Origin of the sequence: Lactobacillus helsingborgensis (assembly GCF_000970855.1) — a bacterium.
In the GTDB taxonomy this organism is placed as follows: Bacteria; Bacillota; Bacilli; order Lactobacillales; family Lactobacillaceae; genus Lactobacillus; species Lactobacillus helsingborgensis.
Map to the genome: position 1 here is coordinate 216,866 of NZ_KQ034046.1, position 22,773 is coordinate 239,638.

Genomic DNA, 22,773 nt, shown 5'->3' on the forward strand with positions numbered 1-22,773 from the left:
TTATTTTTATTGGCAATTTACCAGATAAGTTCAATATCGTGCTTATTGCAATACTTGATCGTATCTTTAGGCGGTTTCTTGTCAGAGATGATCGCCTTAAAAATCTTTAAAGTACTTGCTTTAATAAAGTCACTTTGTTCAAACTTGCTGCTATCCATTAGGAGCAAACTTTCCTTGGCATTGGCAATCATTGCCAAACGAAAGTTGGCCTGCTCCTTGTCAGTGATATAAACACTGTCGTTTAGCAGGCTGCCAAAAGAAACAATTGCCAAATTGGTATTGTAATTATTGATTTGGGCAATCGTGTCACTGCCAACGGTTCCTCCGAAACTTCTGGGGTTATGCCCGCCCAAAGTATATAACGTCACATTTTCTAATTTACTCAATTTATAGGCATGCAGCAGCCCATTGGTAATAAACACCAGCTTATTCTTTCTAAATAAGTAGTCTGGAATAAAGCTGGTGGTAGAACTTGAATCCAAAAATACAGCCATATTGTTGGTAATAAAAGAAGCTGCTTTTTCACAAATGTATTTCTTGCCCTTAACATTCTCTTGTTCACGCACGGAATAAGGAAACTCTAAGTTTGCCTTGCCTAATAAGCTGACATAGCCAAACTTCCTGCTAATCATGTTTTGCTTTTCCAGTAAGACCAAGTCTCGCCGCAGGGTTGACTGACTAACATAAATTTTAGTGGCTAGTTCTGACGTTTTAATTTTTCCAACCGAATTAAGAATATTCATAATTTGTTGCAATCTACTATCTTTATACAAAATTTATCCTCCATTCACAATTAATTTACTAATTTTGATGACTAAGTATGAACAAAATAATCAAAAAAAGTGAACAAAAATCATAATACGTGAAACGTATTGCTTATGAAAAATAGTGTCATTACAATTAATTTTGAAATCGGTTTCTAAAAAAATTATATAGAAAAATTAACGTTAATGAAAGGAAAAGTAAATTGATAAATTTTGTAAAGGCGCTTAATGATCTTTTTTTGGGCAATCTGGGCAAAGGAATCATCCATAATATTTCAACAAATCGAATATTTTATGCAATTGGCTTTCTAATTTACGGCTTTTTACTAATGTATGCTCACATTATTTATCTTTTTTATATTCCTAAGGAGATTGAAAAAGTTGTATTAAAGAATCGAGATTTGGCTCTTGGGCAAATTTATGAGTTATGGCTCAAGCATAAAAAAGCAATGAGTTTTTGGTTGCTAGTACCAACTAGAAATGAGCTTTGGGTACAAAGACTTAACTCCTCAAGCGGTAATTATGATGTTTTGTTTTTTAACAAAAAGAATAGTTACCAGTCTGAATACGATTTATTAACTGCTATCTATCAAAAACTCTAAGGGGTTAGCTTTTGGTCAATTAAATACTGGGAGAACAATTATGAAAAAGAAATTATTATATGTTTGTTGTGGTACAGGGATAGCCACATCAACAATTTTAAACAAGAAAGTAACTGATATTGTATCGGACTTGAAAATTCCCTTTGAGATAGTCCAGTGTACTGTCGCTGATATACCAGCAAAAGTAGCTAGTAGAAGGCCAGATTTGATAGTGTCTTCGACAATGATTTCCGCTGATATTGGTGATGTCCCCGTAGTTTTGGGGCAATCACTTTTAACAGGTATCGGCAAAGAAAAGACAGTCGCTAAAATCAAAGAAATACTCGAAGGCTAAACGGAGGGCAATACATTATGGAACTAATTCTCAATTTTTTCCAATATATCGTAAATTTAGGTGTTAGTGTCATGATGCCAATAATAATTACCATACTAGGTCTCATTTTTGGCAAAAAGATTGGGGTGGCTTTTAAAGCAGGATTGACTGTTGGAATTGGCTTTGTCGGTATCAACGTGATGTCGGCAATGATGATGAATTCAATTTCGCCAGTAGTCAAAGCCCTCGTGAAACAGTATCACTTTCATCTGACAGCAACTGATACTGGTTGGCCAGTGGCTTCATCAATTGCTTGGGGGACTCCGGTAGTACCGTTTGTTTTCTTAGCAATCATTTTGACCAATATCATTATGATTGCACTCAACTGGACCAAGACTATGGATATTGATATCTGGAATTATTGGCAACCGTTGTTTACAGCCAGTGCGCTTTATTTAACCACTAAAAATATGTTTATAGCAGTATTAAGCGCCGTGATTAACATGGCAATCATATTTAAACTGGCTGATTATACGCAAAAGGATGTGGAAGAAAATCTAGGTCTGGAAGGAGTTTCGTTTCCAGGATTGCAAACTACGAACTGGGCGGTGATAGGCTATCCCTTAAATTGGCTGCTCGATCAGATACCGGGCGTGAAGAAAATTAGCTGGACGCCGGAAAAATTACAACAACACTTGGGTATTTTCGGTGAACCAATGATGATGGGCTTAATTATCGGTGGTGCTATGGCGGCAGTTGCGAGAATGTCTGTTGCCAAAATATTGACTACAGCAGTGGCAATTTCAGCCAGTTTAGTCTTAATTCCGCGCATGGTTGCCATTTTAATGGACGGACTATCAACTATTTCCGAAGCAGCGCAGGAATTTATGCAAAAAAGATTTAACGGTAAAAAGCTCTACATCGGGATGGATGCAGCTTTAGGAATTGGCAACCCGTACGTCTTAACGTTGGGGTTAATCATGGTTCCGATCACAATGATTTTAGCTTTTATCCTGCCGGGCAATAAGGCAATGCCACTTGCCGATCTAACTGCCTTACCGTTTTACGTTATTTTTGCCATTGTGCCTTCAAAAGGCAATTTGTTCCGCGGCATCATCATTTCCTTATTTATTTGTAGCATTACGCTTTACATGTCGAGCTTTGCCGCACCGCTTTTGACTAATTTAGCTTCTTCAATCGGCTATCACGTTCCGTCTGGGATAACGCAGATTACTTCTCTGGCAATCGGTACACAGTGGTATTCATGGATAACATATTACCTGCTTAAGTTGTTAGCCGGAATTTTGTAGCTGAGGTGGTAACAAATTATGATTCATTTAATTTGCCCTAATCCGGCGATTGACCGAACTTTACTTTTTAAAAAAATTGTACGGGATAAGCCTAACCGCCCATTAAAAATGAAAGAAGTGCCGGGAGGCAAGGGCTTTAATGTGGCTTATGCACTGAGTTTTGACCACGATGTTGATTTTAAAATTCATACAATTCTGGGTGGTAAATACGGTGAGCACTTTATTCAGCTGGCTGATTATTATCATTACCCCATAGTCAGAACAGCCGTTGATACTAATACTAGGCTATGTCACATATTAGTTGATGAAAGTGACAGATCGCTAATTTTGTCACAGGAATATGGTTTTAAACTTAACCGACGCTTATTTAACAGTTTTACTAATACATTGCTGGATAGTGTTAAAAATGGTGACTATATCGTTTTTTCCGGCTCTTTAATGCAGGGAATGCCTGAAACCTATATCAGTGATGTGGATGAACAGCTGCAGCAGCGCGGTGTTAAAGCCAGAATGGTAATTGATACCAGTGGGGCGCCGCTTAGGCAGGCGTATAAATTAGCTCCTTACATGATTAAAATCAACAATGAGGAAATTCTTGATATTTTTCCGCAGAAGAAGTTGGAAACAATTCAGGACTACCTTCATCTTCTTCAATCTGATGTTGATCCCGCAATTAGCAATTTTATTATTACTCTGGGAGGCAAAGGAGCAATTGGCAGAATTGGGCACAAATACCTTTATGGTTATTCACAACCGGTAGAAGTTAAAAACCCTAATGCCAGTGGTGACTTTTTCTTAGGACGGTTCATGCACGGATTGGCACGAAAAGAAGAAGAAATGACAATACTGCGGGAGGCGTTAGCTTTTTCAACCAGTAATGTGGAAAACTGGTTCCCAGAAGTAACGCCAAAGCAATTAGCAAATGCAAAGATAGAGATACAAGATTTAGAACTAGGAGCAAAAACTAAGTAATGAAAGCATTAGTAATTACTGCCAAAAATAAAATGGAATTACAGGATATTCCCGTTCCAGAAATTGAAAATGACCAAGTACTGATTCATGTAGCGTATGCAGGAATTTGTGGTTCAGACTTGCCACGTTACTATGAAGGCAAGGTGCATCATTTTCCCCAGATACCCGGTCATGAATTTTCAGGAACTGTGACCAAATTGGGCAGGGCGGTTACCGGTTTAAGCATCGGAGATCGGGTTAGCGTGGCGCCACTTATTCCCTGTGGCAAATGTGCTGAATGCCAAGCGGGCTTGCCGTCAATGTGTACCAATTATACTTTTATTGGTTCAAGTGTTCCGGGGGCATTAGCTGAATACGTGGCGGTGCCGGCACAAAACTGTCTGGTCTTACCCGACAATATTTCTTTAATTGAAGCAGCAACTATTGAACCACTTACGGTAGCTATTCATGGAATTGAGCGTGTCAATTTTAAAGCGGGGGCAAACGTTCTGGTCTTAGGCGTGGGCTCCGTCGGCTTATTGACCGTGATGGCACTTAAAGCAAGAGGTGCAGGGAAAATTACGGTGGTTGACATTAAAGATGCCAGTTTAAAGGTCGCTCAAGAATGTGGTGCAGATGTTGTCATCAATTCAGCCAAGGTCAATTTAGACCAATATTTGTCAAAGCGGAAATTATTTGATGCGGTTTTTGAAACTGCGGGTAACCCTATTACTCAAGTTCAAGCATTGAAGTATGCCGCTAAACATGCCCAAGTGGTTTTTATCGGTAAGACGACTAAACCCACAACGTTTCAATATCAGGAATTTGAACAGATTTTGCGCAAGGAACTGGAGATTACTGGTTCGTGGCTGTCATTTTCTGCACCGTTTCCCGGGTACGAATGGCAAGCTGCTATTGCTTATCTTTCATCAGGCAGGATCAGTACGCAAAAACTGATTACGGGAGTCTATTCACTAACAGATCAAGATAAGCCGTTTGCAGTATTAAGTGATAAAAACGCTGGCGCAATCAAAGTAATGTATAAAATAAGCTAAGGAGAAAAATAAAAAATTATGCTATACCAAAGTGAACGTGAAAAACTGGTTAAATTTGTCAAAAACATGTATGAACGCAAAGTAACTAATTCCGCTGGTGGAAACGTCAGTGTGAAGGTTGATGAAAATCACTATATTATGACGCCCAGATTGATGGCAGAAGATTTTCACTGTGATTTGCGTCCTGATCAAATTCTGGTTTTAGATAAAGACGCAAACGTCATTGAAGGCGACGGCAAAGTTACACGTGAAGTTAATATGCATCTGGCTTGTTATGAAGAAAATCCGGAAATAGGTGCTGTTGTACACGCTCATGCTCTTGAATCAATGACTTTTTCAACGCTGGGGATTGATATGCCTAACTTAACTGAGGCAACCCAGAAGATTGGGACTATTAAGTGTTTTAAGTATCATCAGGCGATGACAATGGATCTTGCTAACACTGTGCGGGCACAAGTACGCGCTGATCAACAAGCGACTAAGGCATATTTACTTAATCGTCACGGCATCTTAGTAACGGGACCAACCCTTGAAAAAGCCTATGATATGGCGGAAAGGCTGGAATGGAATGCCAAAATTGCCAAAGAGAGCTTTGTTTATAAAAAGCTTTCTTAAAAGTGAAAAGAGAGTTGACCAATGAGTTTGCAGGATATTTTTAAAACTGATTTGATAGATATAAACATTGAGGTAGACAATGAACCCGATTTGTTTGCTTATGCGGCTAAAAAGTTATTAGCAAAAGGTTTGGTAAAGCCGGGATATGCGGCGGCTTTGACCAAAAGAGAAAAAGAATTTCCCACCGGCTTAATGACTAAAAACTTTAATATTGCAATTCCGCATGCCGATCCCGAAAACGTCAATGCACCGTTCATTTATATTTTGCGCTTGACTAAACCAATTGTCGTGGAACAGATGGCTGACAGAGAAAAGATTAAGGTTAAAGATGTCTTTATTCTAGGGATTAAAGACGGCCGCAAGCAGGTTGATGTTTTAGCAGCGCTCATGAACTTATTTGTGAACGATGCATTCGCCCAAGATTTTTTGGCAGCAACTACAGCTCAAGAAATATCTGCCAGTGTTACCAAACATTTACAAGTTGATTAAGAAGGTGCAGTAATAAATTGATCAAGATTGAAAATGACAAATATCAAGCAGAAATAAACGAGGTTGGAGCAGAATTAACACATTTTGTGCTTAAAGATGTCAATTATGACTTAGTTTGGAATGATCCAGACGGCTCAATTTGGAAACGCCATGCACCAATTCTTTTCCCTGCTATTGGTCGGTCAAATGAGGGCAAATACCTACTGAACAATAAATTTTATAAGATGAAACAACACGGCTTTGTCCGTGACTACCGGTTCGACGAAGTTAAGCGGTATGGTTCTGCTAAGGTAGAGCTGGTGCAACATGCGACGCCTGAAACTAAAAAGGTTTTTCCTTTTGCTTACGTATTACGTGTCATGTATGAGCTGGTTAGTGCAGGTTTGAAAATCAGTTTTACTGTAGAAAATCCCAATCAAACAATAATGCCGTTTGCATTAGGCTTTCATCCGGGCTGGAACATTAAAGGTTTTCTGGAAGAATACAGTATAGAACTTGAGGGTAGTGCTACCCCTGTTGCAAGATATGGTGTGGGTCCAGTACCCTTTCGCAATGGCATGATTGCACCGTTAGCCGAGGCAATCTTTAATAAAATTCCGCTTGGTCATAGTTTCCTAGATCAGGGCTTGGTCATTCTGGATGTGCATAACGCTAATTCAGTCTTACTAAAACGCAAGCCTGACAGCAATATTTTGCGGATTAATATTAAAGATTTTCCGTACTTAACTTTATGGAGTCCAGAAGGCAAAAACGCACCATTTGTTTGTATTGAGCCATTTGCGGGATTGCCGGATAAAGCCGGAGAACCAGTAGATTGGTATCAAAAATTGGGCAATAATTTGCTTGCTCCGGGAGAAAGCAAGCATTTTGAAACGGTCATCGGAACATTTTAACAAGTGATTTTTACTAATAAAAAAGGCAGCCTAACAATTAGTTAGGCTGCCTTTTCTTAATGGGATAGTTGTATTAAAGAGGTATCTTCTAATACCAGTGATGTGTTAGCCAGAAGTTCTTGGCATTAACCCATGAACCATAACGACCGTAAACGTATCTGTCAGCGGTTCTTTCTTGGTTCTTCTTAGAATAATTACCGTTCAGGTAAGCAATGTTTAATTGATATTTGCCATAACAAACACCGTTGCGTGCGTAATAATTACCGCCTGATTCACGCATAGCAATCCATCTTTTAGCTGCACGTTCAGCTTTTGACATCTTACGAGCGGCTTGTACAGTTTGTGTACACGAGCCGGTGTTAGTTGTTTCTACCGCAGTGACAAAGCTAAATGAAAGCGCCAGTGCTGTAATTAACTTAAGTATTAAACTTTTACTGTTCTTCAATATATTTCAATCCCCACAATTAACTATATTAATTCTATGGATAATAATACACAGTCAATGTGTCATTGTTGTTACAGAAAGAACACGCAACTCTTACAATATTTTTTAAAAATTTAATAATTTTGCCACTATTGAAAAATAAAAGCAGCCTAACTATAGTAGTAGTCTGCTTTATTTAAATTTTACTTTTTTACAACATTGACGGCGCGAATATAGCGATTTTTAGCAATGCGGTAGTATTTTTTGCCTTTAATGCGGTAAGTCTTGCCGTTAATCTTGACATATGAGCCTTTCTTAAGCAGTTTCTTAGATACACGTTTACCCTTGTGAGTATAGCGGTAAGATGCTTTACGCAATCTTACTACCCGTGACTTAGATTTGCTTGAAGTGGGTGAACCATTAGTGTTGCCACTAGTTGATCCGTTATTACCATTAGATGAATTAGATGAGCCAGAGTTACTGTTATTGCCAGAATCTGAATTACCACTTACGAGGTGACCAGTCTTCTTGTAGTTAGCAACGGCATCATTAATCTCTTTAGTTAAGGCATCAACACTTTCTTGAGTTGCACCCATAGCTTTTGCTGCAAAATAACGGTCTGTAAAGTTGTAAACAACATTACGGTCTTTACCTGAAGAAGGCAACTTACTAGAAACCTTTGTTAACTCATGATATGCTACTTCGAGATTGTCAATGTCTGCACAAGGAACATCAGGGTTACTACTATCTACTGGATGAAAATCACTAGACTTCAAATCTGTATAATCAGAAGTATTATTAACTAATACTACATTATCGGATGGGTAGTCAATTTCATGCCAATCTTCATAATTAACATAGGCTTCGGCGATTCGACCACCACCAACATCTTGCAATAACTCGTTACCTGGAATACCACCAATCTCAAGCGTTAAATAAAATGGATATCCTCGTAGTGAAATCAAAGGTTTAGTGTCATCACTTGCCTCACGTACTACTTTAGTTCCCGCAGGGTAAACTCTACCTGATGGTCCTTTTAAAGCATACTTTAATGTACCATATTGTAGCCAAACTTTGGTTCCTTGATGGTTAGCAGAAACAATTTGAACATTGTCAAAATTAAAGACTGCAGTCATTGGCGCAGCCAGACTTAAAGCGGCCATTGTCGCAAAGATTATGCGTTTATTCTTCTTCATTTTTTCACTCCTTATAATTATTATTTAGCAACATTCACTTTACGGATGTACCGGTTTTTGCCAATACGGTAGAAAGTCTTCTTCTTAATGCGGTAAGTTTTACCGTTAATTTTTACAATCGCGCCTTTCTTAAGCAGTTTCTTAGATACACGTTTACCCTTGCGAGTATAGCGGTAAGATGCTTTACGCAATCTTACTACCCGTGACTTAGATTTGCTTGGAGTGGATGAACTAGTAGCGTTGCCACTAGTTGATCCGTTATTGCCATTAGATGAATTAGATGAGCCAGAGTTGCTGTTATTGCCAGAATCTGAATTACCGCTTACAAGGTGACCAGTCTTCTTATAGTTGGCATATGCACTAGTAATTTCATCAGTAAGAGCATCAACAGTTGACTGTGGAACCCCCATACCTTCAGCAGCACTTACACGCTTATTAATATTGGCAACCCATGCATTATCAGCACTATTTAATTTTGAAAAGTTTACATTAAATACGTACTCATTATAAACTGCATTAAGCTTATCAGTATTTGCAACAGGTACATCGGGATTGTTATTATCTACAGGATGAAAATCTGAAGAAGCGAGGTCAGTGAAGTCAGTAGTATTTTGTACTATTACTGTATCAGCTGATGGATAATCAATTTCTTGCCAATCTTCATAGTTAACATAGGTTTCGGCAATTTGCCCGCCACCAACGTCTTGCAAACGTTGATTATTTGGAATACCACCAATTACCCATGTTAAATTAAATGGTCTACCTGGAAATGAAATATTTGGCTTCGTATCAGCAGCACCCATTTCACGTACGACTTTAGTGCCAGCAGGGTAGACTCTGCCAGATGGTCCTTTTAAAGCATACTTTAAAGTACCATATTGTAGCCAGATTTTAGTTCCTTGGTGGTTGGCTGAAACAGTTTGAACATTGTCAAAATTAAAGACTGCCGTCATTGGCGCAGCCAAACTTAACGCGGCAATTGTCGCAAAGATTATGCGTTTATTCTTTTTCATTTTTTCACTCCTTATAATTATTATTTAGCAACGTTCACTTTACGGATATAACGGTTTTTAGCAATGCGGTAGTATTTTTTGCCTTTAATGCGGTAGGTCTTGCCGTTAATCTTGACATATGAGCCTTTCTTAAGCAGTTTCTTAGATACACGTTTACCCTTGCGAGTATAGCGGTAAGATGCTTTACGCAATCTTACTACTCGTGACTTAGATTTGCTTGAAGTGGATGAACCAGATGAATTTGGCGTGTTGCCACTAGTCGATCCGCTATTGCCATTAGATGAATTAGATGAGCCAGAGTTGCTGTTATTGTCAGAACCTGAATTACCACTTACGAGGTGACCAGTCTTCTTGTAGTTGGCAACGGCATCATTAATTTCTTTAGTTAAGGCATCAACAGTCTCCTGCGTGACACCCATACCATGAGCAGCACTATAACGTTGATTAATTGTGTCGCCCCACTTGTTATCGGCAATTGACATATGTTCCCAATGATAAAGACGATTTGTATATTCAGCAAAAGCATCATCTAGTTTATCGGTATTTGCAACAGGTACATCAGGATTGTTACTATCTACAGGATGAAAATCACTAGACTTCAAGTCTGTATAGTCAGTAGTGTTATTAACTAAAACTACATTATCTGATGGGTAGTCAATTTCATGCCAGCCTTCATAATTAACATAGGCTTCTGCAATTTGTCCGCCACCAACGTCTTGTAATAGCTGGTTTCCAGGAATACCACCAATTTCAAGTGTTAAATAAAATGGCTCACTTGGAAGAGAAGTGGGTGGGATGTTATCATTACTTAGCTCACGCACAACCTTAGTACCAGCAGGATATACTCTGCCCGATGGTCCTTTTAATGCGTACTTTAAGGTACCATATTGTAGCCAAACTTTGGTTCCTTGGTGGTTGGCTGAAACGGTTTGAACATTGTCAAAGTTGAAGACTGCTGTCATTGGTGCGGCTAGACTTAACGCGGCCATTGTCGCAAAGATTATGCGTTTATTCTTCTTCATTTTTTCACTCCTTATAATAAAAAATTAATTGTTTCACAGGCAGAAAGGCACCTAACCGAACTGGGAGTAAAATACTATCTTTTTCTATCAGTATACTACATGAAAGTACCGTAATGGTAATTATTATGTGAAAAGCAAGTCCTAACTGCAATTAAATTTTAATGTTATTTCCATATATGTCTGTTAAAATTGATAATAACTATTATTTTAGGAGGTAAATATGGCTGCTAAACATTTTTATGAAACTTTTCACCCTGAACACTATGACTTGTTCATAGACATTAATCGGGCACAGAAAACTATTAATGGTACTTCAACAATTACAGGTGAGGCACTCGAAAATACTATTTTAATTAATCAGAAGTATATGAAAATTGCTTCTGTTACCAGTGCAGGCAAGGATGTGCCGTTCACTGTCAATGAGGACAAAGAAGCAATTGCTATTGAACTGGGTCAGACCGGTAAAGTCACAGTTGAGATTAAGTATTCGGCACCGCTGACTGATTCTATGATGGGAATTTATCCGTCATACTATCAAGTTGATGGTGTTCAAAAACAGATTATCGGTACTCAATTTGAAACAACAGCTGCACGTCAGGCTTTCCCATGTGTTGATGAGCCGGAAGCCAAAGCTACTTTTTCTTTAGCACTTAAGTATGATGAGCATGAAGGTGAAACTACGATTGCCAACATGCCAGAAGTTAAAGTTGAAGCTGGCGTGCACTACTTCGAGCAAACCGTTAGAATGTCCAGCTACTTGATTGCCTTTGCTTTCGGTGAATTACAATCAAAGCTTACCGAAACCAAAGACGGCGTTAAAGTAGGAGTTTTTGCGACTAAAGCACATCAAGCTAAGGAATTAGACTTTGCTTTGGATATCGCAAAACGGGCAATTGAATTTTACGAGGAATTTTACCAAACCAAGTACCCGCTGCCACATTCTTGGCAATTGGCGCTGCCTGACTTTTCTGCCGGAGCAATGGAAAACTGGGGCTTAGTCACATACCGTGAAGTCGCAATTTTGCTTGATCCTGATAATGCTACTCCTTATCAAAAAGCGTATGTGGCAACGGTTATCACTCATGAATTAGCGCACCAATGGTTTGGCGACCTAGTTACCATGAAGTGGTGGGATGACTTATGGCTCAATGAAAGTTTTGCCAACATGATGGAATATGTTTCAGTTGATGCTTTGGAGCCGAGTTGGCATGTTTGGGATAATCTTTACCAAATTTCTGAGGTGCCAGCAGCTTTAAAACGTGATGCCACTGATGGTGTCCAATCCGTTCACGTTAATGTGGAGCATCCAGCTGATATTGATTCGATTTTTGATAGTGCGATTGTTTACGCTAAAGGTTCAAGAATGTTGGTTATGGTACGGGCACTCTTAGGGGACGATGCTTTGCGTAAGGGACTTAAGTATTACTTTGAGCAGCACCAATATGGCAACGCTACGGGTGACGACTTATGGAATGCTCTTTCGACTGCCACCGATTTAGATATTGGCAAAATCATGCATACTTGGCTTGACCAACCGGGTTACCCTGTTGTTTCCGCTAAAGTAAACTCAACTGGTCACTTAATTTTGAGCCAAAAGCAGTTTTTCGTTGGTGAAGGCAAAGAAGTTGGGCGCAAGTGGGCTATTCCTTTGAACGCAAACTTTGAGGCACCGCAGATTATGTCTGAACGAGAACTGGATCTGGGAGATTACCAAGAATTACGCAGTGCAGCTGGTCACGCTTTGCGTGTAAACGTAGGCAATAGTTCACATTTCATTGTCAATTATGATGAAACCTTGATGAACGATATTATGGCTGAATTTAAGCAGCTTAAACCGGTAGATCAATTGCAATTATTGCAAGATTTAGGACTTTTAGCAGAAGGCAAGCAAATTTCATACGCTGAAATTGTCCCGTTGCTGCCGAAATTTGCGGATTCCAAATCATACATTGTCATTAGTGCCTTGTTATCTAGTATCCGCTCATTATTTAAATTTGTTACACCTGATTCAGCTCAAGAAAAAGATTTGAAGGCATTTGTTAATAAATTAACCCAAGAGCAAGTTGAACGTTTAGGTTGGCAAGCAAAAGATTCTGATACAGATGATGATAAGAGAATTCGACCACTAGAAATAGCCTTAGCTTTGTATGCCGATAATTCTGCTGTGATAAAAGCTGGTCACCAAATTTTTGTTGAGCACGATCAGAACTTAAACGAAATTGATGCTTCAGTTAGACCGTATGTTTTAATGAATGAAGTTAAAAATTATAATAAAGCGGGTCTAGTTGACCGTTTGCTGAAAGAATATCAAGCTGCCATCGATCCTAACTATAAGGACGATCTTACTGATGCTATTACCAGCACCAAGAATCCCGCTGAAATCAAGAAACTTATTGAGAATTTTGAGAATGCTGCAGTTGTTAAGCCTCAAGATTTGCGTTCTTGGTTTGCGAATGTCTTAGCTAATCCAAAAGGCGAACAATTTGCTTGGGACTGGTTACGGGACCAATGGTCATGGCTGGAAAAAACAGTCGGTGGTGATATGGAATTTACCACTTATATTACTGTGGCTTCAAACATTTTCCATACTGAAAAGAGATTGGAAGAATTCAAAGAATTCTTTGAGCCAAAGGTTGATCAGCCGGGTCTTGGGCGTGAGATCAGAATGGATACCAAGAATATCGAGTCCAAGGTTGACGTGATTAATGCTGAAAAGGATGCTGTCAATCAAGCAATTAAAGCTGCTCTTTAATAATTAAAATTTAAGTAATATATTAATTATATATTCAAATATTATTTCAAAAGTTGGTAAGTCAATACTTTAAAGGCATGATTTACCGGCTTTTTTAATGCTATTACTAACTTCAAGCTTTAAAAAAATAATACTAAATTTGAGTGCTTTTAGTTGTGGCAGAAAATAAAAAATGCTATATTCTAGCATGAAAGAGCTTACAAATAAGTAATGATATTTCATACGGAAGGAGTTGTAAGTAATGAAAAAACGATGGTCTAGATTGTTAACAATCGGAGCAGGCGTGTTGCTCGGCTTGGGGAGTGCACAGGCAGTCAAGGCTGCTGATGAAGCACCAGCTAAACCGGGATATACACTTGATTTTGATGATGAATTTAACGGTCCAACTTTAGATAAGTCGAAGTGGACTGATTATTATTTACCTCATTGGACTGCTGATCCAGAAACTGCGAAGGCAAACTATCGCTTTGAAGATGGCAAGTTGATAGAATATATTGCTAAAGATCAGAAACCTTGGTCACCAACTTTGGATGGTACGGTGAAATCAAGTGCGATTATGTCATTTAATAAGAATTGGATTCATAATTTCAGTGGTAATAATCAGATCTTAAGCAACCAAAAAGAGTGGCAGGGTTATGTCACAAAATATGGTTACTTTGAAATTCGTGCCAAACTTTCCGATGTTGGTGGCGGTGGTCACCAAGCTTGGTGGATGGTTGGTATGCAAGATGATACTAATGACTGGTTTAATTCCAAGCAAACAGCCGAAATTGATGTTTTGGAAACTTTCTTTAGAAGACAAAACACTTGGCGAATTGCGGCTTTTGGTTGGAACGATCCGTTCTTTGAAAACCAATGGGAACTATTTGAAGATCCTGTTCCAGAAGGAAACCCAACAAAGGAATACCACACCTATGGTCTTGATTGGGAACCGGGGTCATTAAAGTTCTACTATGATGGCAAACTGTATAAGCAAATTAATCAGGCACCAGATTACCCAATGGGTACGATCTTGAATATTTATACCGATGCCGGTTCTGGTAAGGGGAATGATATCTTCCCTAAATCATGGTCAATTGACTACTTCAGGGTTTACAAGAAGAACGGCGGCTATGATCTGCCAAAGACAACACTGCAAAATTCTGCCAGCAAGAAGTATGTCACTTTAGATCCTAATTCTGCTGCAGTGCAGATTACCTCTGAGCCAACAGAATATTCGACTTGGCAATTAGTGCCAAAGGGCCGCTACTTCTTAATTCAAAATGTTGCTACCAAGGAATTACTCCATATTGAAGATATGAAGGACTATGTAGAACATGGCAAGGTACCAGCTACTCATTGGAGCGCGCAATGGCAAAAGATTACTAAGGATAACCAAATTTATTTTGTCAATCGCTGGCAGCCAAATAAGACAATTGCGGTTGATTCAACGAGTAGTAATTTGCAAAATAAAGATTTTACCAGTCCAACTGCAGACAATCTCTGGAACAATTAGTTCAAAACTAAAGAAAATTTAGCTAAAGTCATAAAAATAATAGTCAAGGTTAAAAGAAAAATAATTATATAAGCAAAAATTCCTAACAGATTTGTTGTTAGGAATTTTTTTATTTTGTTATAAATACTGGTTAACAATATTTTCAATTAAGTTAATAGTATTGCCGTAAAAATAGTTGAGGTTGGTATTTTCAGGATCAGGCACTCCGCTGCCACTGTCTACGACAAAGGCAAGGTCGCCAATGTTGGCATAAGTGCTGTGCGGTGTAGCAGTGATGGTAATGATATTGCCTCCATCTTTTTTACAACCTGCAATTTTGATTAAACCATTTTTATTTTCTCCTGATTGCGAGAATGTAATCAAAGTGTGGGGCAATTGGTCAGACGCAATTGAAATTTCAACGCCATCAAGATCGACACCATAAATTCTTTTGAGTAGGAGCTTGCGGTAAGTGTAATTAACCAGAATTTTGCAAAAGCCCTCACCAAATAAATAGGTTCTTTTTTCCAGCTTGATTTTCTGAAAAAAGTCGGCAACTACTTCATTACCTACATTACAGTGGACATACGGCAGATTGCCATAAGTTTTTAACGGCTGATTTTTATACCGAGAAGAAAGAAAAAAGATAAATTCTTTAAAATTGGCAAAACCTGCCCGCTTGACCAATCTGCTGATTGAAGCAGTAGAAAGATAGTTTTTCTTAGCTATAAAGCGAATATCTAAATTGTCGTTTGCGGTAATTGAGTCAATAATCGATTCAATCACTTTAATATCTTGGGGACGCAAATGATTATTAGGGAATAACCGGTCAATTTGGAAGATTTTGGTCATTTATTATATCACCCTGAAAATATTTTCCTTTTTTGAAAATCACATCATAATTCGAGTGATTTATTGTTATTACACTTTCATTATACTATATTAACTTTGTTGAAAGAAAGCGTTTTAAATAATTTGAAAGGCGTGTGTGCATGAAGCAAGTTGTTATTAATGCCGATGATTTTGGCTATTCACTGGCTGTAAATCGAGGAGTTATTAAAGCGTATAAAGATGGGATGGTTTCTTCTACAACACTTATGGCGAACATGCCAGGTTGTTTAGAGGCAATCAAGTTAGCAAGTGAAAACAAAGACTTAGGAGTTGGTTGTCACCTCAACATCACAACTGGTAAACCCATGACGGACGTTAAGTCACTAGTTGATGAAAACGGCGAATTTTATCATTTGGCCGGCTATAAAGAGCATCGCAGTGAAATGGATCCGGAGGAAATTTACCGTGAGTGGTGCGCGCAAGTCGATTTCTTATTAAGTAAAGGAGTGAAACTGACTCATTTAGATAGTCACCACCATGTTCATTCTTTTCCTGAGAACTTAGCTCTTACTCAGCGTATTTCTGATAAGTATCAGTTACCGGTTAGAAATTGCTACGGTATCGAAGATCAAGTTAAGTTGTCATATCAAAGAGGAATTGCCGGTTTTGATGATCTGATGAATTACCCGCATATTCGCAGTTTGGATAAATCTTATCATGCGGATCAAGAGCAATGTTTAATAGAAATACAAGCCGTTCTTGATCGCCTGCAAGACAATCAAATAACTGAGTTTATGGTTCACCCCGCATTTGTGGATGAAACTCTTTACTTTGGTTCTTCATTTAATATACCCCGAATTAAAGAAGTGACAATTCTTTGCGATTCGGCTTTTAAACAGAAGCTGCAAGAAAATCAGGTAGAAGTGATTCCATATCCTAATTTTTAAATAAAAAAGTGTAAAGGAGGCAAAATTATGAAGGGTAAGTTTATGAAGTCCGCGAATGTATTTTCGCGGGCAATAATTCAACCCGTTATGTTTATGGCGGTAACTGGTATTATCTTATCAGTTTGTGCCATTTTGAAGTTGGACTTAATGCCGACCGTTTTGAAAGATACCGGTAATTTTATTTACAATATTCTCTCAAGCGGTATGATCGGACAATTAAGTTGTATTTTCTGTGTAGGTATCGCTGCAGCTTTAGCTAAGCCTAAATATAAAACTGATGCTGCTATTTTAGGTATCGTTACTTATTTAATTTTTTTGTTCGCCAACAACTCTTGGCTGCAATTGACTCACCGTTTGGCTAAGCCAAACTCTCAGGGACTATATGGTACTGGACAAAACATGGTTTTTGGTATCCAAGTCACTGATATGGGAGTTTTCCTCGGGATTATTTTAGGAATCCTAGTAGGCTGGATGGTAAATAAATGGGGTAATATTAAGCTCCATAAGTATTTATCACCTTATGCAGGAACAAAATCTGTTTACATTATTTTAGTATTTGTCACAATTCTGTTCGCAATTGCGATTACTTATGTTTGGCCAGCAGTTAACTGGGTCATTGAAAACATTGTTAAGGTAATGTCAACTACGGGATCCATTGGGTTCTTCCTCTATGGACTTTTGAACCGTTTGCTTTTACCTGTTGGATTGCACCACTTCTTATGGATGCCTTTGTTCTACACGCCACTTGGTGGTACTGCCAGAATTGCCGGCAAACTATACACTGGTGCGTTTAACATCTGGCTAGCTGAATTAGGTAACCCAAGTCATATTACTGCAATGCACCAATCTATTGGTTATCTGTCTAACTTTGGTTCAATTTCATTACCTATCGGTATTGCTTTTGCTTTCTGGAAGATGGCAGAGCCGAAGAATAGGCAAAAAGTTGCGGCTATCCTAATCCCAACTGTTACTACAGCCTTTTTAGCAGGTGTTACCGAACCTTTGGAATTTATGTTCCTGTTCTTGTCACCATTACTATGGCTGGCTCACTCAGTTGTTTACGGAATTAGTCTATTTTTGACAAATATTGTTGGTATCAATATTCAGTTTGATACCGGTATTAATATGATTATTAACAGTTTTGCCTTTCCGGCAAGGCTGGGACACCAGTATCTCATACCAATAATGTTTGTCGTCACCGGTTTACTTGAATACTTTGTCTTCGTCTTTATGATTAAGCGTTTCAACATTCCAACTATTGGACGTGCTAATGCTGACGAATCACTACTTAATGGTGCAGAAAGTGAAGATGAATCTGTTCAAGAGGCAGAAGAAGAACTTGCTCAAAGTGACAGTGATGCAGAATCTGCAGACACTGCAAAATTTGATAATCAAACTAAAAATATTGTAACTGGTCTAGGTGGTCCAGAAAACATCGATGAAATGGTTAATTGTTATACTCGGCTTCGTGTTGATGTTAAAGATACAAGCAAATTGGATATAGATCTATTGAAGCAAAAGACCGGTACTAAAGGCGTCATGCAAGATGGTCATAATATTCAGATTGTATTCGGAGTCGATGTCGAGAGTATTCATGATAAAGTCGATGAATATCTTGATTATCTGAAAAAACACCCATCCCAAAGCGGAAAGTAACATAGGAGGCTTATTGAAATGGCAAATAAATTTGTAATCATTGGTGGCGGATCAACTCAATCACCAAGTATCTTGGAAGTTTTACGTCAACGCTCTGCTGACTTGGATATGAACCAACTGGTTCTATATGATACTGATGAAGAAAGAGTATCTCTTTTAGGGCAATACACCAAAATGTATTACAAAGAGACAGGTTCACCGGTTCATGTTTCTTATACAACCAATTTGGAAGAAGCTCTGCAAGATGCCGACTTTCTCTTTATGCAAATTCGTCCAGGTCTAAATAAACAACGGGCAATAGACGAAAAAATTTGTATTCGTAATGGCGTTATTGGACAAGAAACTTGTGGACTTGGCGGTTTCTCCTTCGCGATGAGGGTAATCCCAGATATTATTGCTATCATCAAGAAGGTTAAGCAAATTTGTCCAAATGCGTGGATTTTAAATTACACTAACCCTGAAGCGATTTTATCAGAAGCAATTTACCGCGAATTTCCAGAAGCAAAAGTTATTTGTATCTGTGATATGCCAATTTCAATTGAGGGCGCAATTGCACAATACTTCCACAAAGATTTAAAAGATATTACCTTTAAATACTTTGGCATGAACCACTTTGGTTGGTGGACGTCAATGATTGATGAGAATGGTAAAGACTTGTTGCCACAACTGCGTGAAGATGTGCAATCCGGTAAGATTGACACCCTTGCACAATGGAATGACGAAACTCTTGATGACCAATATTGGATTGATACGTATAAGCGTATGATTACCATCTTCAAGCGTTTCCCTGAATATTTCCCTAACTGCTACCTGCAATATTACCTGATGCCTGATGTAATGATGGCTGAATCAGATGTTAACTTCACACGTGGTGATTGGGTAATGCAGGGACGTGAAAAGAGAATCTTCACAGAATGTCGTCGGGTTTTAAAAGCCGGCACAGCTAAAGGTTCTTCACTTAACTCCGGTGTTCACGGCAACTATATCGTGGATATTGCCAACGCAATTATCCATAACACCCGCGAGCGTTTCACTGTTAACCAAAAGAACAATGGCGCAATATCTAATTTTGATACAGATGCTGTTGTAGAAGTGCCGGCATACATTGGCAGTATGGGTGCAGAAACCATTAGTATTGGTAAGATTCCAACTTTCCATAAAGGACTGATGGAACTGCAAAAGGCTTATGAGAAACGGACAGTAGACGCCGCTCTGTCTGGTTCATATCAAGTCGCTTTAGAAGCAGTTGTTCTTAATAAGACTATTCCAGATTATCACGTTGGTAAAAAGGTTTTGGATGAGTTATATGAGGCCAATAAAGAATACTGGCCAGAATTGCACTAATGTGTTTGAAATAAAAATCTAATTACTAAAAAGATTAGCTTTAACTTTAGTTATCGCTAGTCTTTTTTATGTGAGTAATAATTTTGGGGAACAAAGAAAAAGACTAGCTTTGAACTGAAAGCTAGTCTTGCAACGTAATATTTTGACTTTTTTGTCTAAAATTTAGTCGTAAATAATAACTGGTTGGTGCTTACTTACATTGCGCCAGACTTGTTTGATTTCTCTAGGCTTAATATTAATGCAGCCATGTGAACCGCCTCTTAAATAAGCTTTTTTACTCCAATCACCGCGCCAACCGGCATCGTGAAAACCACAGCCAGTTAAAGTAAATGGCATCCAGTATCTGACTGGTGAAGCATATTTAGAGCCGTCATTATTGCGCCCGCGTAAAACTGCATGACCTTGTTTATAGTGAATATACCAGACTCCTTGAGGGGTGCGGTTATTTTTATTACCGTCTTTTGTTCCAGTAACTACGTCATTAAGGTGAACGACCACCTTGCCTTTACGCACAATCCACATTTCCTGCTTTTTGATTGAAACTACAATATAGTCATTGCCTATGCCATGATTGCTTTTGCCATAGCCTAAACCATAAGTGCTATAGCCAAGACCATAAATATAGTTCTTGCCATCCAGATTTTTAGTTCCGCTTAAAAATGCTTGTTCTACGGCTGTTTGTGCTCTTTTGACATGTACGCCCCAACCATAGCTTTGATTTTTAACAGTAATTTTCTTTCCTGCTGTTTTATTGCCTTTTGGCACCGCAAATTTGTAACTCTGGTGAATTGTTGACACTTCTTGGTCAATTTTATTCAGTTCCGCCGTTAAATTTTCGGAATTAAGAAAACTGTACTTGCCTTTTTTATAAATTGCTTGATTAATTAACTTTTGTGCTTTGAGCTGATAATCTTTGCCGGCAACATGATAATTAACTACAGCGTGACTGACTGCGTGCATCTTTTTGTTTGCGGCATCCAAATCAGTGTTGCGGTATTCATAAACTTGTTTGTCAGGCATAGTTGTATGTTGCTTTTTAAAATAATTTGCAACTTCCTGCTTTTTGATAGTGTCAATATTGGGATCGCGTTCAATCGCAACTTTGCCGTTTTCCAAAGAAACGATATTATTCGCTTTCCGATTAATCTTGGCAGTTGCTTTAGTAATTGTTAAGTTTCCAACTTCGACGCCATAAATATTAACATTAGGGTTAAAATGATTTGTAGCGAATGCTTTGGCCTGCTTTTGCGATTCAACATGATTATTATATAGAACCACGCCAAAGACAACTGCTAGAATTAAGATTATTCCAATAATAATCAGAAACAAGTTATTGCGGTTATTATATTTTTTTAAGTTTCTTTTTGATTGCATAGTCCTACCACCGTCAAACGTAATTTCAAAAAATAATTGCGGTTACAGTTTACCATCTATTGCGGCTCTAGTAAAATGCAAGCTTTAAGAAAAATTTTTAGGAGGGATTGCCAAATGGAAAACGACCCATTAGTATTTGATGTTAACATAGCTAAAGATAAACCTAATTCTTACCGTAAAGTTAAAAATAATTCCGGCTGTCCCTTTTGCGATCCCGCAGGGCTCACTCATATTTTTAGGCGTGAGGGTGGCATGATTTGGCTGCTTAATAAGTATTCCACACTCCATGACACTTTCCAAACGGTTCTAATTGAATCTAGCAAACATCAAGGTGACATTACTTCTTATTCAGTGGACTATAATCGCGCTTTAATGCGTTTTTCGCTATCCTGCTTTAACCAAGTGAACAATTCTGGCAAATTTAGGTCTGTCTTATGGTACAAAAATTATGGTCCGCATTCTGGCGGGTCTCTAGAACATCCCCACATGCAGATAGTAGGATTAAAAAAGCTGGACGGCTATCAATTCATTGGACCCAGTGCTTTTGCCGGCATCACTTTATATCAACATAATGGTTTAGAAGTTAACGTTTGTACTCATCCCGTTCAAGGCTACATCGAACTCGATTTTAACCTGCTTGAAGAAAGCAGCATCGATGAGTGGTCTGACTGGATTCAGAGTGGGGCAAAATACATGCTGCAAGTTTTGTCAAATGGCAGGTGCGATTCTTATAATCTGTTTTTCTATCCGCGCAGCGATCAGGGCATTTGTGCGAAACTAATTTCGCGTTTTACTGTGTCACCGTATTTTGTCGGTTATAAATTATCGCAGGTAGACAACAGAGAAAAGTTAATTATAGAAGCAAATAAGTTCAAAAACTTTTTTGCCTCCGGCTCGATTGTTCAAGCATAATTAATAGCAGACACTAATTAAAAGCATTTAAGTATTTTTAAAATTTACTAATAGCGGCGCTAATATTTGCGGCAAATAACTGTAAGCAATATAATAGCAAGGTGTTTTTTAAGGAGGACTTAGATGCGTAGAAAAGAAACTAAGAACCTGGCTATTACAGCCATATTTGTCGCAATCTTTTTATTGCAAACTTTCATCCCTAATATCGGTTATATTCGAATATTGCCAACACTTCCTGCTATCACAACTGTTCCCTTGACTGTTGCCGTCTATTCTTTAATTATGGGACCAATAGCCGGGACTTTCTTTGGTATTTTCTGGGGTATTGCCCGTTTGGTGCAGGCTTATACCCAACCGGGAGATATTGTGAGTTTAATGCTCTTTCAGAATTTTGTTATCGCCGTGATTCCAAGTGTCTTAGCGGGACTATTCCCCGGACTAATTGGCAAATTAACCGTTAAAAAGAAAAACCGTTTTAAAGAAGTAAGTTATACCGCCGCTGGTGCTATTACTTCTTTGACCAACACCATTTTTGTAATTTTGCTAACCAGCCTTATTTTTATGGGTAATCCCGCTCAGCTAATGGGGCACTTAGGCAATTTTAGCCACGGCACGCCCTTAATTAAAGCTTTAATAATTGCTTTAGGCATGAATGGCCTGGTTGAAGCAGTGTTTACTGCGGTGGTGACGCCAATTATTGTTGCTCCGCTCAATAAGGTTTTAGCTCGACTAGGGTAAACCCAGTAAATTTTTAAACAAAATTTAATATTTCTTGTTTACCAGTAGCATCAACGAAAAAAGCTGCTATAAGTCTTTCAATTTTTGAAAGGCTTATT

Annotated in this window: 22 protein-coding genes; 15 read left to right on the forward strand and 7 right to left on the reverse strand. The window is 38.4% G+C overall.

Going from position 1 to position 22,773, the window contains the following annotated elements; translation table 11 throughout:
• Positions 1-17: 17 nt before the first annotated feature.
• Entirely contained in the window at positions 18-773 is a 756-nt protein-coding gene (locus JF73_RS00980; protein WP_046326622.1) for a DeoR/GlpR family DNA-binding transcription regulator, read from the reverse strand.
• A gap of 194 nt (positions 774-967) precedes the next feature.
• On the opposite strand from JF73_RS00980, the gene JF73_RS00985 reads away from it, so the two are divergent.
• The 8 genes from JF73_RS00985 to JF73_RS01020 are packed head-to-tail and all read left to right on the forward strand — an operon-like array spanning position 968 to position 6,992.
• Positions 968-1,366, forward strand: coding sequence for a hypothetical protein (locus tag JF73_RS00985; protein ID WP_046326623.1), 399 nt, complete (start codon positions 968-970; stop codon positions 1,364-1,366).
• A 40-nt stretch (positions 1,367-1,406) separates the two neighbouring features.
• On the forward strand, positions 1,407-1,700 hold the full coding sequence (locus JF73_RS00990; RefSeq protein WP_046326624.1) for a PTS sugar transporter subunit IIB: 294 nt from the start codon (positions 1,407-1,409) through the stop codon (positions 1,698-1,700).
• A gap of 17 nt (positions 1,701-1,717) precedes the next feature.
• Positions 1,718-2,989, forward strand: a complete 1,272-nt coding sequence (locus tag JF73_RS00995; RefSeq protein WP_046326625.1) for a PTS galactitol transporter subunit IIC — start codon at positions 1,718-1,720, stop codon at positions 2,987-2,989.
• An 18-nt stretch (positions 2,990-3,007) separates the two neighbouring features.
• On the forward strand, positions 3,008-3,961 hold the full coding sequence (locus JF73_RS01000; RefSeq protein ID WP_046326626.1) for a 1-phosphofructokinase family hexose kinase: 954 nt from the start codon (positions 3,008-3,010) through the stop codon (positions 3,959-3,961).
• Positions 3,961-4,995 carry a galactitol-1-phosphate 5-dehydrogenase gene (locus tag JF73_RS01005; RefSeq protein ID WP_046326627.1) on the forward strand — a complete coding sequence of 345 codons (1,035 nt, stop codon included), beginning with the start codon at positions 3,961-3,963 and terminating at the stop codon, positions 4,993-4,995. Before JF73_RS01000 ends, JF73_RS01005 begins: the two co-directional genes overlap by 1 nt.
• An 18-nt stretch (positions 4,996-5,013) precedes the next feature.
• Positions 5,014-5,610: a class II aldolase/adducin family protein gene (locus tag JF73_RS01010; RefSeq protein ID WP_038520915.1), complete on the forward strand. Its 597-nt coding sequence runs from the start codon at positions 5,014-5,016 to the stop codon at positions 5,608-5,610.
• A 21-nt stretch (positions 5,611-5,631) separates the two neighbouring features.
• The gene (locus JF73_RS01015; RefSeq protein WP_038520918.1) at positions 5,632-6,099 is read left to right on the forward strand and encodes a PTS sugar transporter subunit IIA; all 468 of its coding nucleotides are present in this window, start codon (positions 5,632-5,634) and stop codon (positions 6,097-6,099) included.
• A 17-nt stretch (positions 6,100-6,116) separates the two neighbouring features.
• Positions 6,117-6,992, forward strand: coding sequence for an aldose 1-epimerase family protein (locus JF73_RS01020; protein ID WP_046326628.1), 876 nt, complete (start codon positions 6,117-6,119; stop codon positions 6,990-6,992).
• An 88-nt stretch (positions 6,993-7,080) separates the two neighbouring features.
• Here the strand turns inward: JF73_RS01020 and JF73_RS01025 are convergent, their stop codons facing one another.
• From JF73_RS01025 to JF73_RS09790, 4 genes are all read right to left on the reverse strand, one after another.
• Positions 7,081-7,440 (reverse strand): aggregation-promoting factor C-terminal-like domain-containing protein, encoded by a 360-nt coding sequence (locus tag JF73_RS01025; protein ID WP_038520922.1) that lies wholly within the window; start codon positions 7,438-7,440, stop codon positions 7,081-7,083.
• Positions 7,441-7,619: 179 nt separating this feature from the next.
• Positions 7,620-8,612, reverse strand: a complete 993-nt coding sequence (locus JF73_RS01030; protein ID WP_046326629.1) for an SLAP domain-containing protein — start codon at positions 8,610-8,612, stop codon at positions 7,620-7,622.
• Positions 8,613-8,632: 20 nt separating this feature from the next.
• A complete protein-coding gene (locus tag JF73_RS01035; RefSeq protein ID WP_046326630.1) occupies positions 8,633-9,625 on the reverse strand; it encodes an SLAP domain-containing protein in 993 nt (330 codons plus the stop codon).
• A gap of 20 nt (positions 9,626-9,645) precedes the next feature.
• Positions 9,646-10,647 carry an SLAP domain-containing protein gene (locus JF73_RS09790; protein WP_046326631.1) on the reverse strand — a complete coding sequence of 334 codons (1,002 nt, stop codon included), beginning with the start codon at positions 10,645-10,647 and terminating at the stop codon, positions 9,646-9,648.
• A 220-nt stretch (positions 10,648-10,867) separates the two neighbouring features.
• Here JF73_RS09790 and JF73_RS01045 point away from each other — a divergent pair, with 220 nt between their 5' ends.
• Together JF73_RS01045 and JF73_RS01050 are read left to right on the forward strand one after the other, a co-directional pair.
• Positions 10,868-13,399 (forward strand): M1 family metallopeptidase, encoded by a 2,532-nt coding sequence (locus tag JF73_RS01045; RefSeq protein WP_046326632.1) that lies wholly within the window; start codon positions 10,868-10,870, stop codon positions 13,397-13,399.
• Positions 13,400-13,640: 241 nt separating this feature from the next.
• Positions 13,641-14,894, forward strand: coding sequence for a glycoside hydrolase family 16 protein (locus JF73_RS01050; RefSeq protein WP_052727753.1), 1,254 nt, complete (start codon positions 13,641-13,643; stop codon positions 14,892-14,894).
• Positions 14,895-15,011: 117 nt separating this feature from the next.
• Here JF73_RS01050 and JF73_RS01055 read toward each other — a convergent pair whose 3' ends face one another.
• Entirely contained in the window at positions 15,012-15,725 is a 714-nt protein-coding gene (locus JF73_RS01055) for a MurR/RpiR family transcriptional regulator (RefSeq protein ID WP_046326633.1), read from the reverse strand.
• Between the two features lie 140 nt (positions 15,726-15,865).
• On the opposite strand from JF73_RS01055, the gene JF73_RS01060 reads away from it, so the two are divergent.
• Genes JF73_RS01060 through JF73_RS01070 form a run of 3 tightly spaced genes read left to right on the forward strand, consistent with a single transcriptional unit; the run spans position 15,866 to position 19,651 of the window.
• Positions 15,866-16,651 carry a carbohydrate deacetylase gene (locus tag JF73_RS01060; RefSeq protein ID WP_046326634.1) on the forward strand — a complete coding sequence of 262 codons (786 nt, stop codon included), beginning with the start codon at positions 15,866-15,868 and terminating at the stop codon, positions 16,649-16,651.
• A gap of 27 nt (positions 16,652-16,678) precedes the next feature.
• On the forward strand, positions 16,679-18,307 hold the full coding sequence (locus JF73_RS01065; RefSeq protein ID WP_046326635.1) for a PTS transporter subunit EIIC: 1,629 nt from the start codon (positions 16,679-16,681) through the stop codon (positions 18,305-18,307).
• Between the two features lie 18 nt (positions 18,308-18,325).
• Positions 18,326-19,651, forward strand: coding sequence for a family 4 glycosyl hydrolase (locus JF73_RS01070; RefSeq protein WP_038520944.1), 1,326 nt, complete (start codon positions 18,326-18,328; stop codon positions 19,649-19,651).
• Positions 19,652-19,813: 162 nt separating this feature from the next.
• Here JF73_RS01070 and JF73_RS01075 read toward each other — a convergent pair whose 3' ends face one another.
• Positions 19,814-21,025 (reverse strand): L,D-transpeptidase, encoded by a 1,212-nt coding sequence (locus tag JF73_RS01075; RefSeq protein WP_046326636.1) that lies wholly within the window; start codon positions 21,023-21,025, stop codon positions 19,814-19,816.
• Positions 21,026-21,139: 114 nt separating this feature from the next.
• On the opposite strand from JF73_RS01075, the gene JF73_RS01080 reads away from it, so the two are divergent.
• Together JF73_RS01080 and JF73_RS01085 are read left to right on the forward strand one after the other, a co-directional pair.
• Positions 21,140-21,937 carry a DUF4931 domain-containing protein gene (locus JF73_RS01080; RefSeq protein ID WP_046326637.1) on the forward strand — a complete coding sequence of 266 codons (798 nt, stop codon included), beginning with the start codon at positions 21,140-21,142 and terminating at the stop codon, positions 21,935-21,937.
• 123 nt (positions 21,938-22,060) lie between these two features.
• The gene (locus JF73_RS01085) at positions 22,061-22,675 is read left to right on the forward strand and encodes an ECF transporter S component (protein WP_046326638.1); all 615 of its coding nucleotides are present in this window, start codon (positions 22,061-22,063) and stop codon (positions 22,673-22,675) included.
• Positions 22,676-22,773: the final 98 nt, after the last annotated feature.

Excerpts from the sequence above, each read along its gene's own strand:
- JF73_RS00990 (WP_046326624.1), top strand. The coding sequence starts at position 1,407 with ATGAAAAAGAAATTATTATATGTTTGTTGTGGTACAGGGATAGCCACA.
- JF73_RS00995 (WP_046326625.1), top strand. The coding sequence starts at position 1,718 with ATGGAACTAATTCTCAATTTTTTCCAATATATCGTAAATTTAGGTGTT.
- JF73_RS01000 (WP_046326626.1), top strand. The coding sequence starts at position 3,008 with ATGATTCATTTAATTTGCCCTAATCCGGCGATTGACCGAACTTTACTT.
- JF73_RS01005 (WP_046326627.1), top strand. The coding sequence starts at position 3,961 with ATGAAAGCATTAGTAATTACTGCCAAAAATAAAATGGAATTACAGGAT.
- JF73_RS01010 (WP_038520915.1), top strand. The coding sequence starts at position 5,014 with ATGCTATACCAAAGTGAACGTGAAAAACTGGTTAAATTTGTCAAAAAC.
- JF73_RS01015 (WP_038520918.1), top strand. The coding sequence starts at position 5,632 with ATGAGTTTGCAGGATATTTTTAAAACTGATTTGATAGATATAAACATT.
- JF73_RS01030 (WP_046326629.1), bottom strand. The coding sequence starts at position 8,612 with ATGAAGAAGAATAAACGCATAATCTTTGCGACAATGGCCGCTTTAAGT.
- JF73_RS01035 (WP_046326630.1), bottom strand. The coding sequence starts at position 9,625 with ATGAAAAAGAATAAACGCATAATCTTTGCGACAATTGCCGCGTTAAGT.
- JF73_RS09790 (WP_046326631.1), bottom strand. The coding sequence starts at position 10,647 with ATGAAGAAGAATAAACGCATAATCTTTGCGACAATGGCCGCGTTAAGT.
- JF73_RS01045 (WP_046326632.1), top strand. The coding sequence starts at position 10,868 with ATGGCTGCTAAACATTTTTATGAAACTTTTCACCCTGAACACTATGAC.
- JF73_RS01050 (WP_052727753.1), top strand. The coding sequence starts at position 13,641 with ATGAAAAAACGATGGTCTAGATTGTTAACAATCGGAGCAGGCGTGTTG.
- JF73_RS01055 (WP_046326633.1), bottom strand. The coding sequence starts at position 15,725 with ATGACCAAAATCTTCCAAATTGACCGGTTATTCCCTAATAATCATTTG.
- JF73_RS01060 (WP_046326634.1), top strand. The coding sequence starts at position 15,866 with ATGAAGCAAGTTGTTATTAATGCCGATGATTTTGGCTATTCACTGGCT.
- JF73_RS01065 (WP_046326635.1), top strand. The coding sequence starts at position 16,679 with ATGAAGGGTAAGTTTATGAAGTCCGCGAATGTATTTTCGCGGGCAATA.
- JF73_RS01070 (WP_038520944.1), top strand. The coding sequence starts at position 18,326 with ATGGCAAATAAATTTGTAATCATTGGTGGCGGATCAACTCAATCACCA.
- JF73_RS01075 (WP_046326636.1), bottom strand. The coding sequence starts at position 21,025 with ATGCAATCAAAAAGAAACTTAAAAAAATATAATAACCGCAATAACTTG.
- JF73_RS01080 (WP_046326637.1), top strand. The coding sequence starts at position 21,140 with ATGGAAAACGACCCATTAGTATTTGATGTTAACATAGCTAAAGATAAA.
- JF73_RS01085 (WP_046326638.1), top strand. The coding sequence starts at position 22,061 with ATGCGTAGAAAAGAAACTAAGAACCTGGCTATTACAGCCATATTTGTC.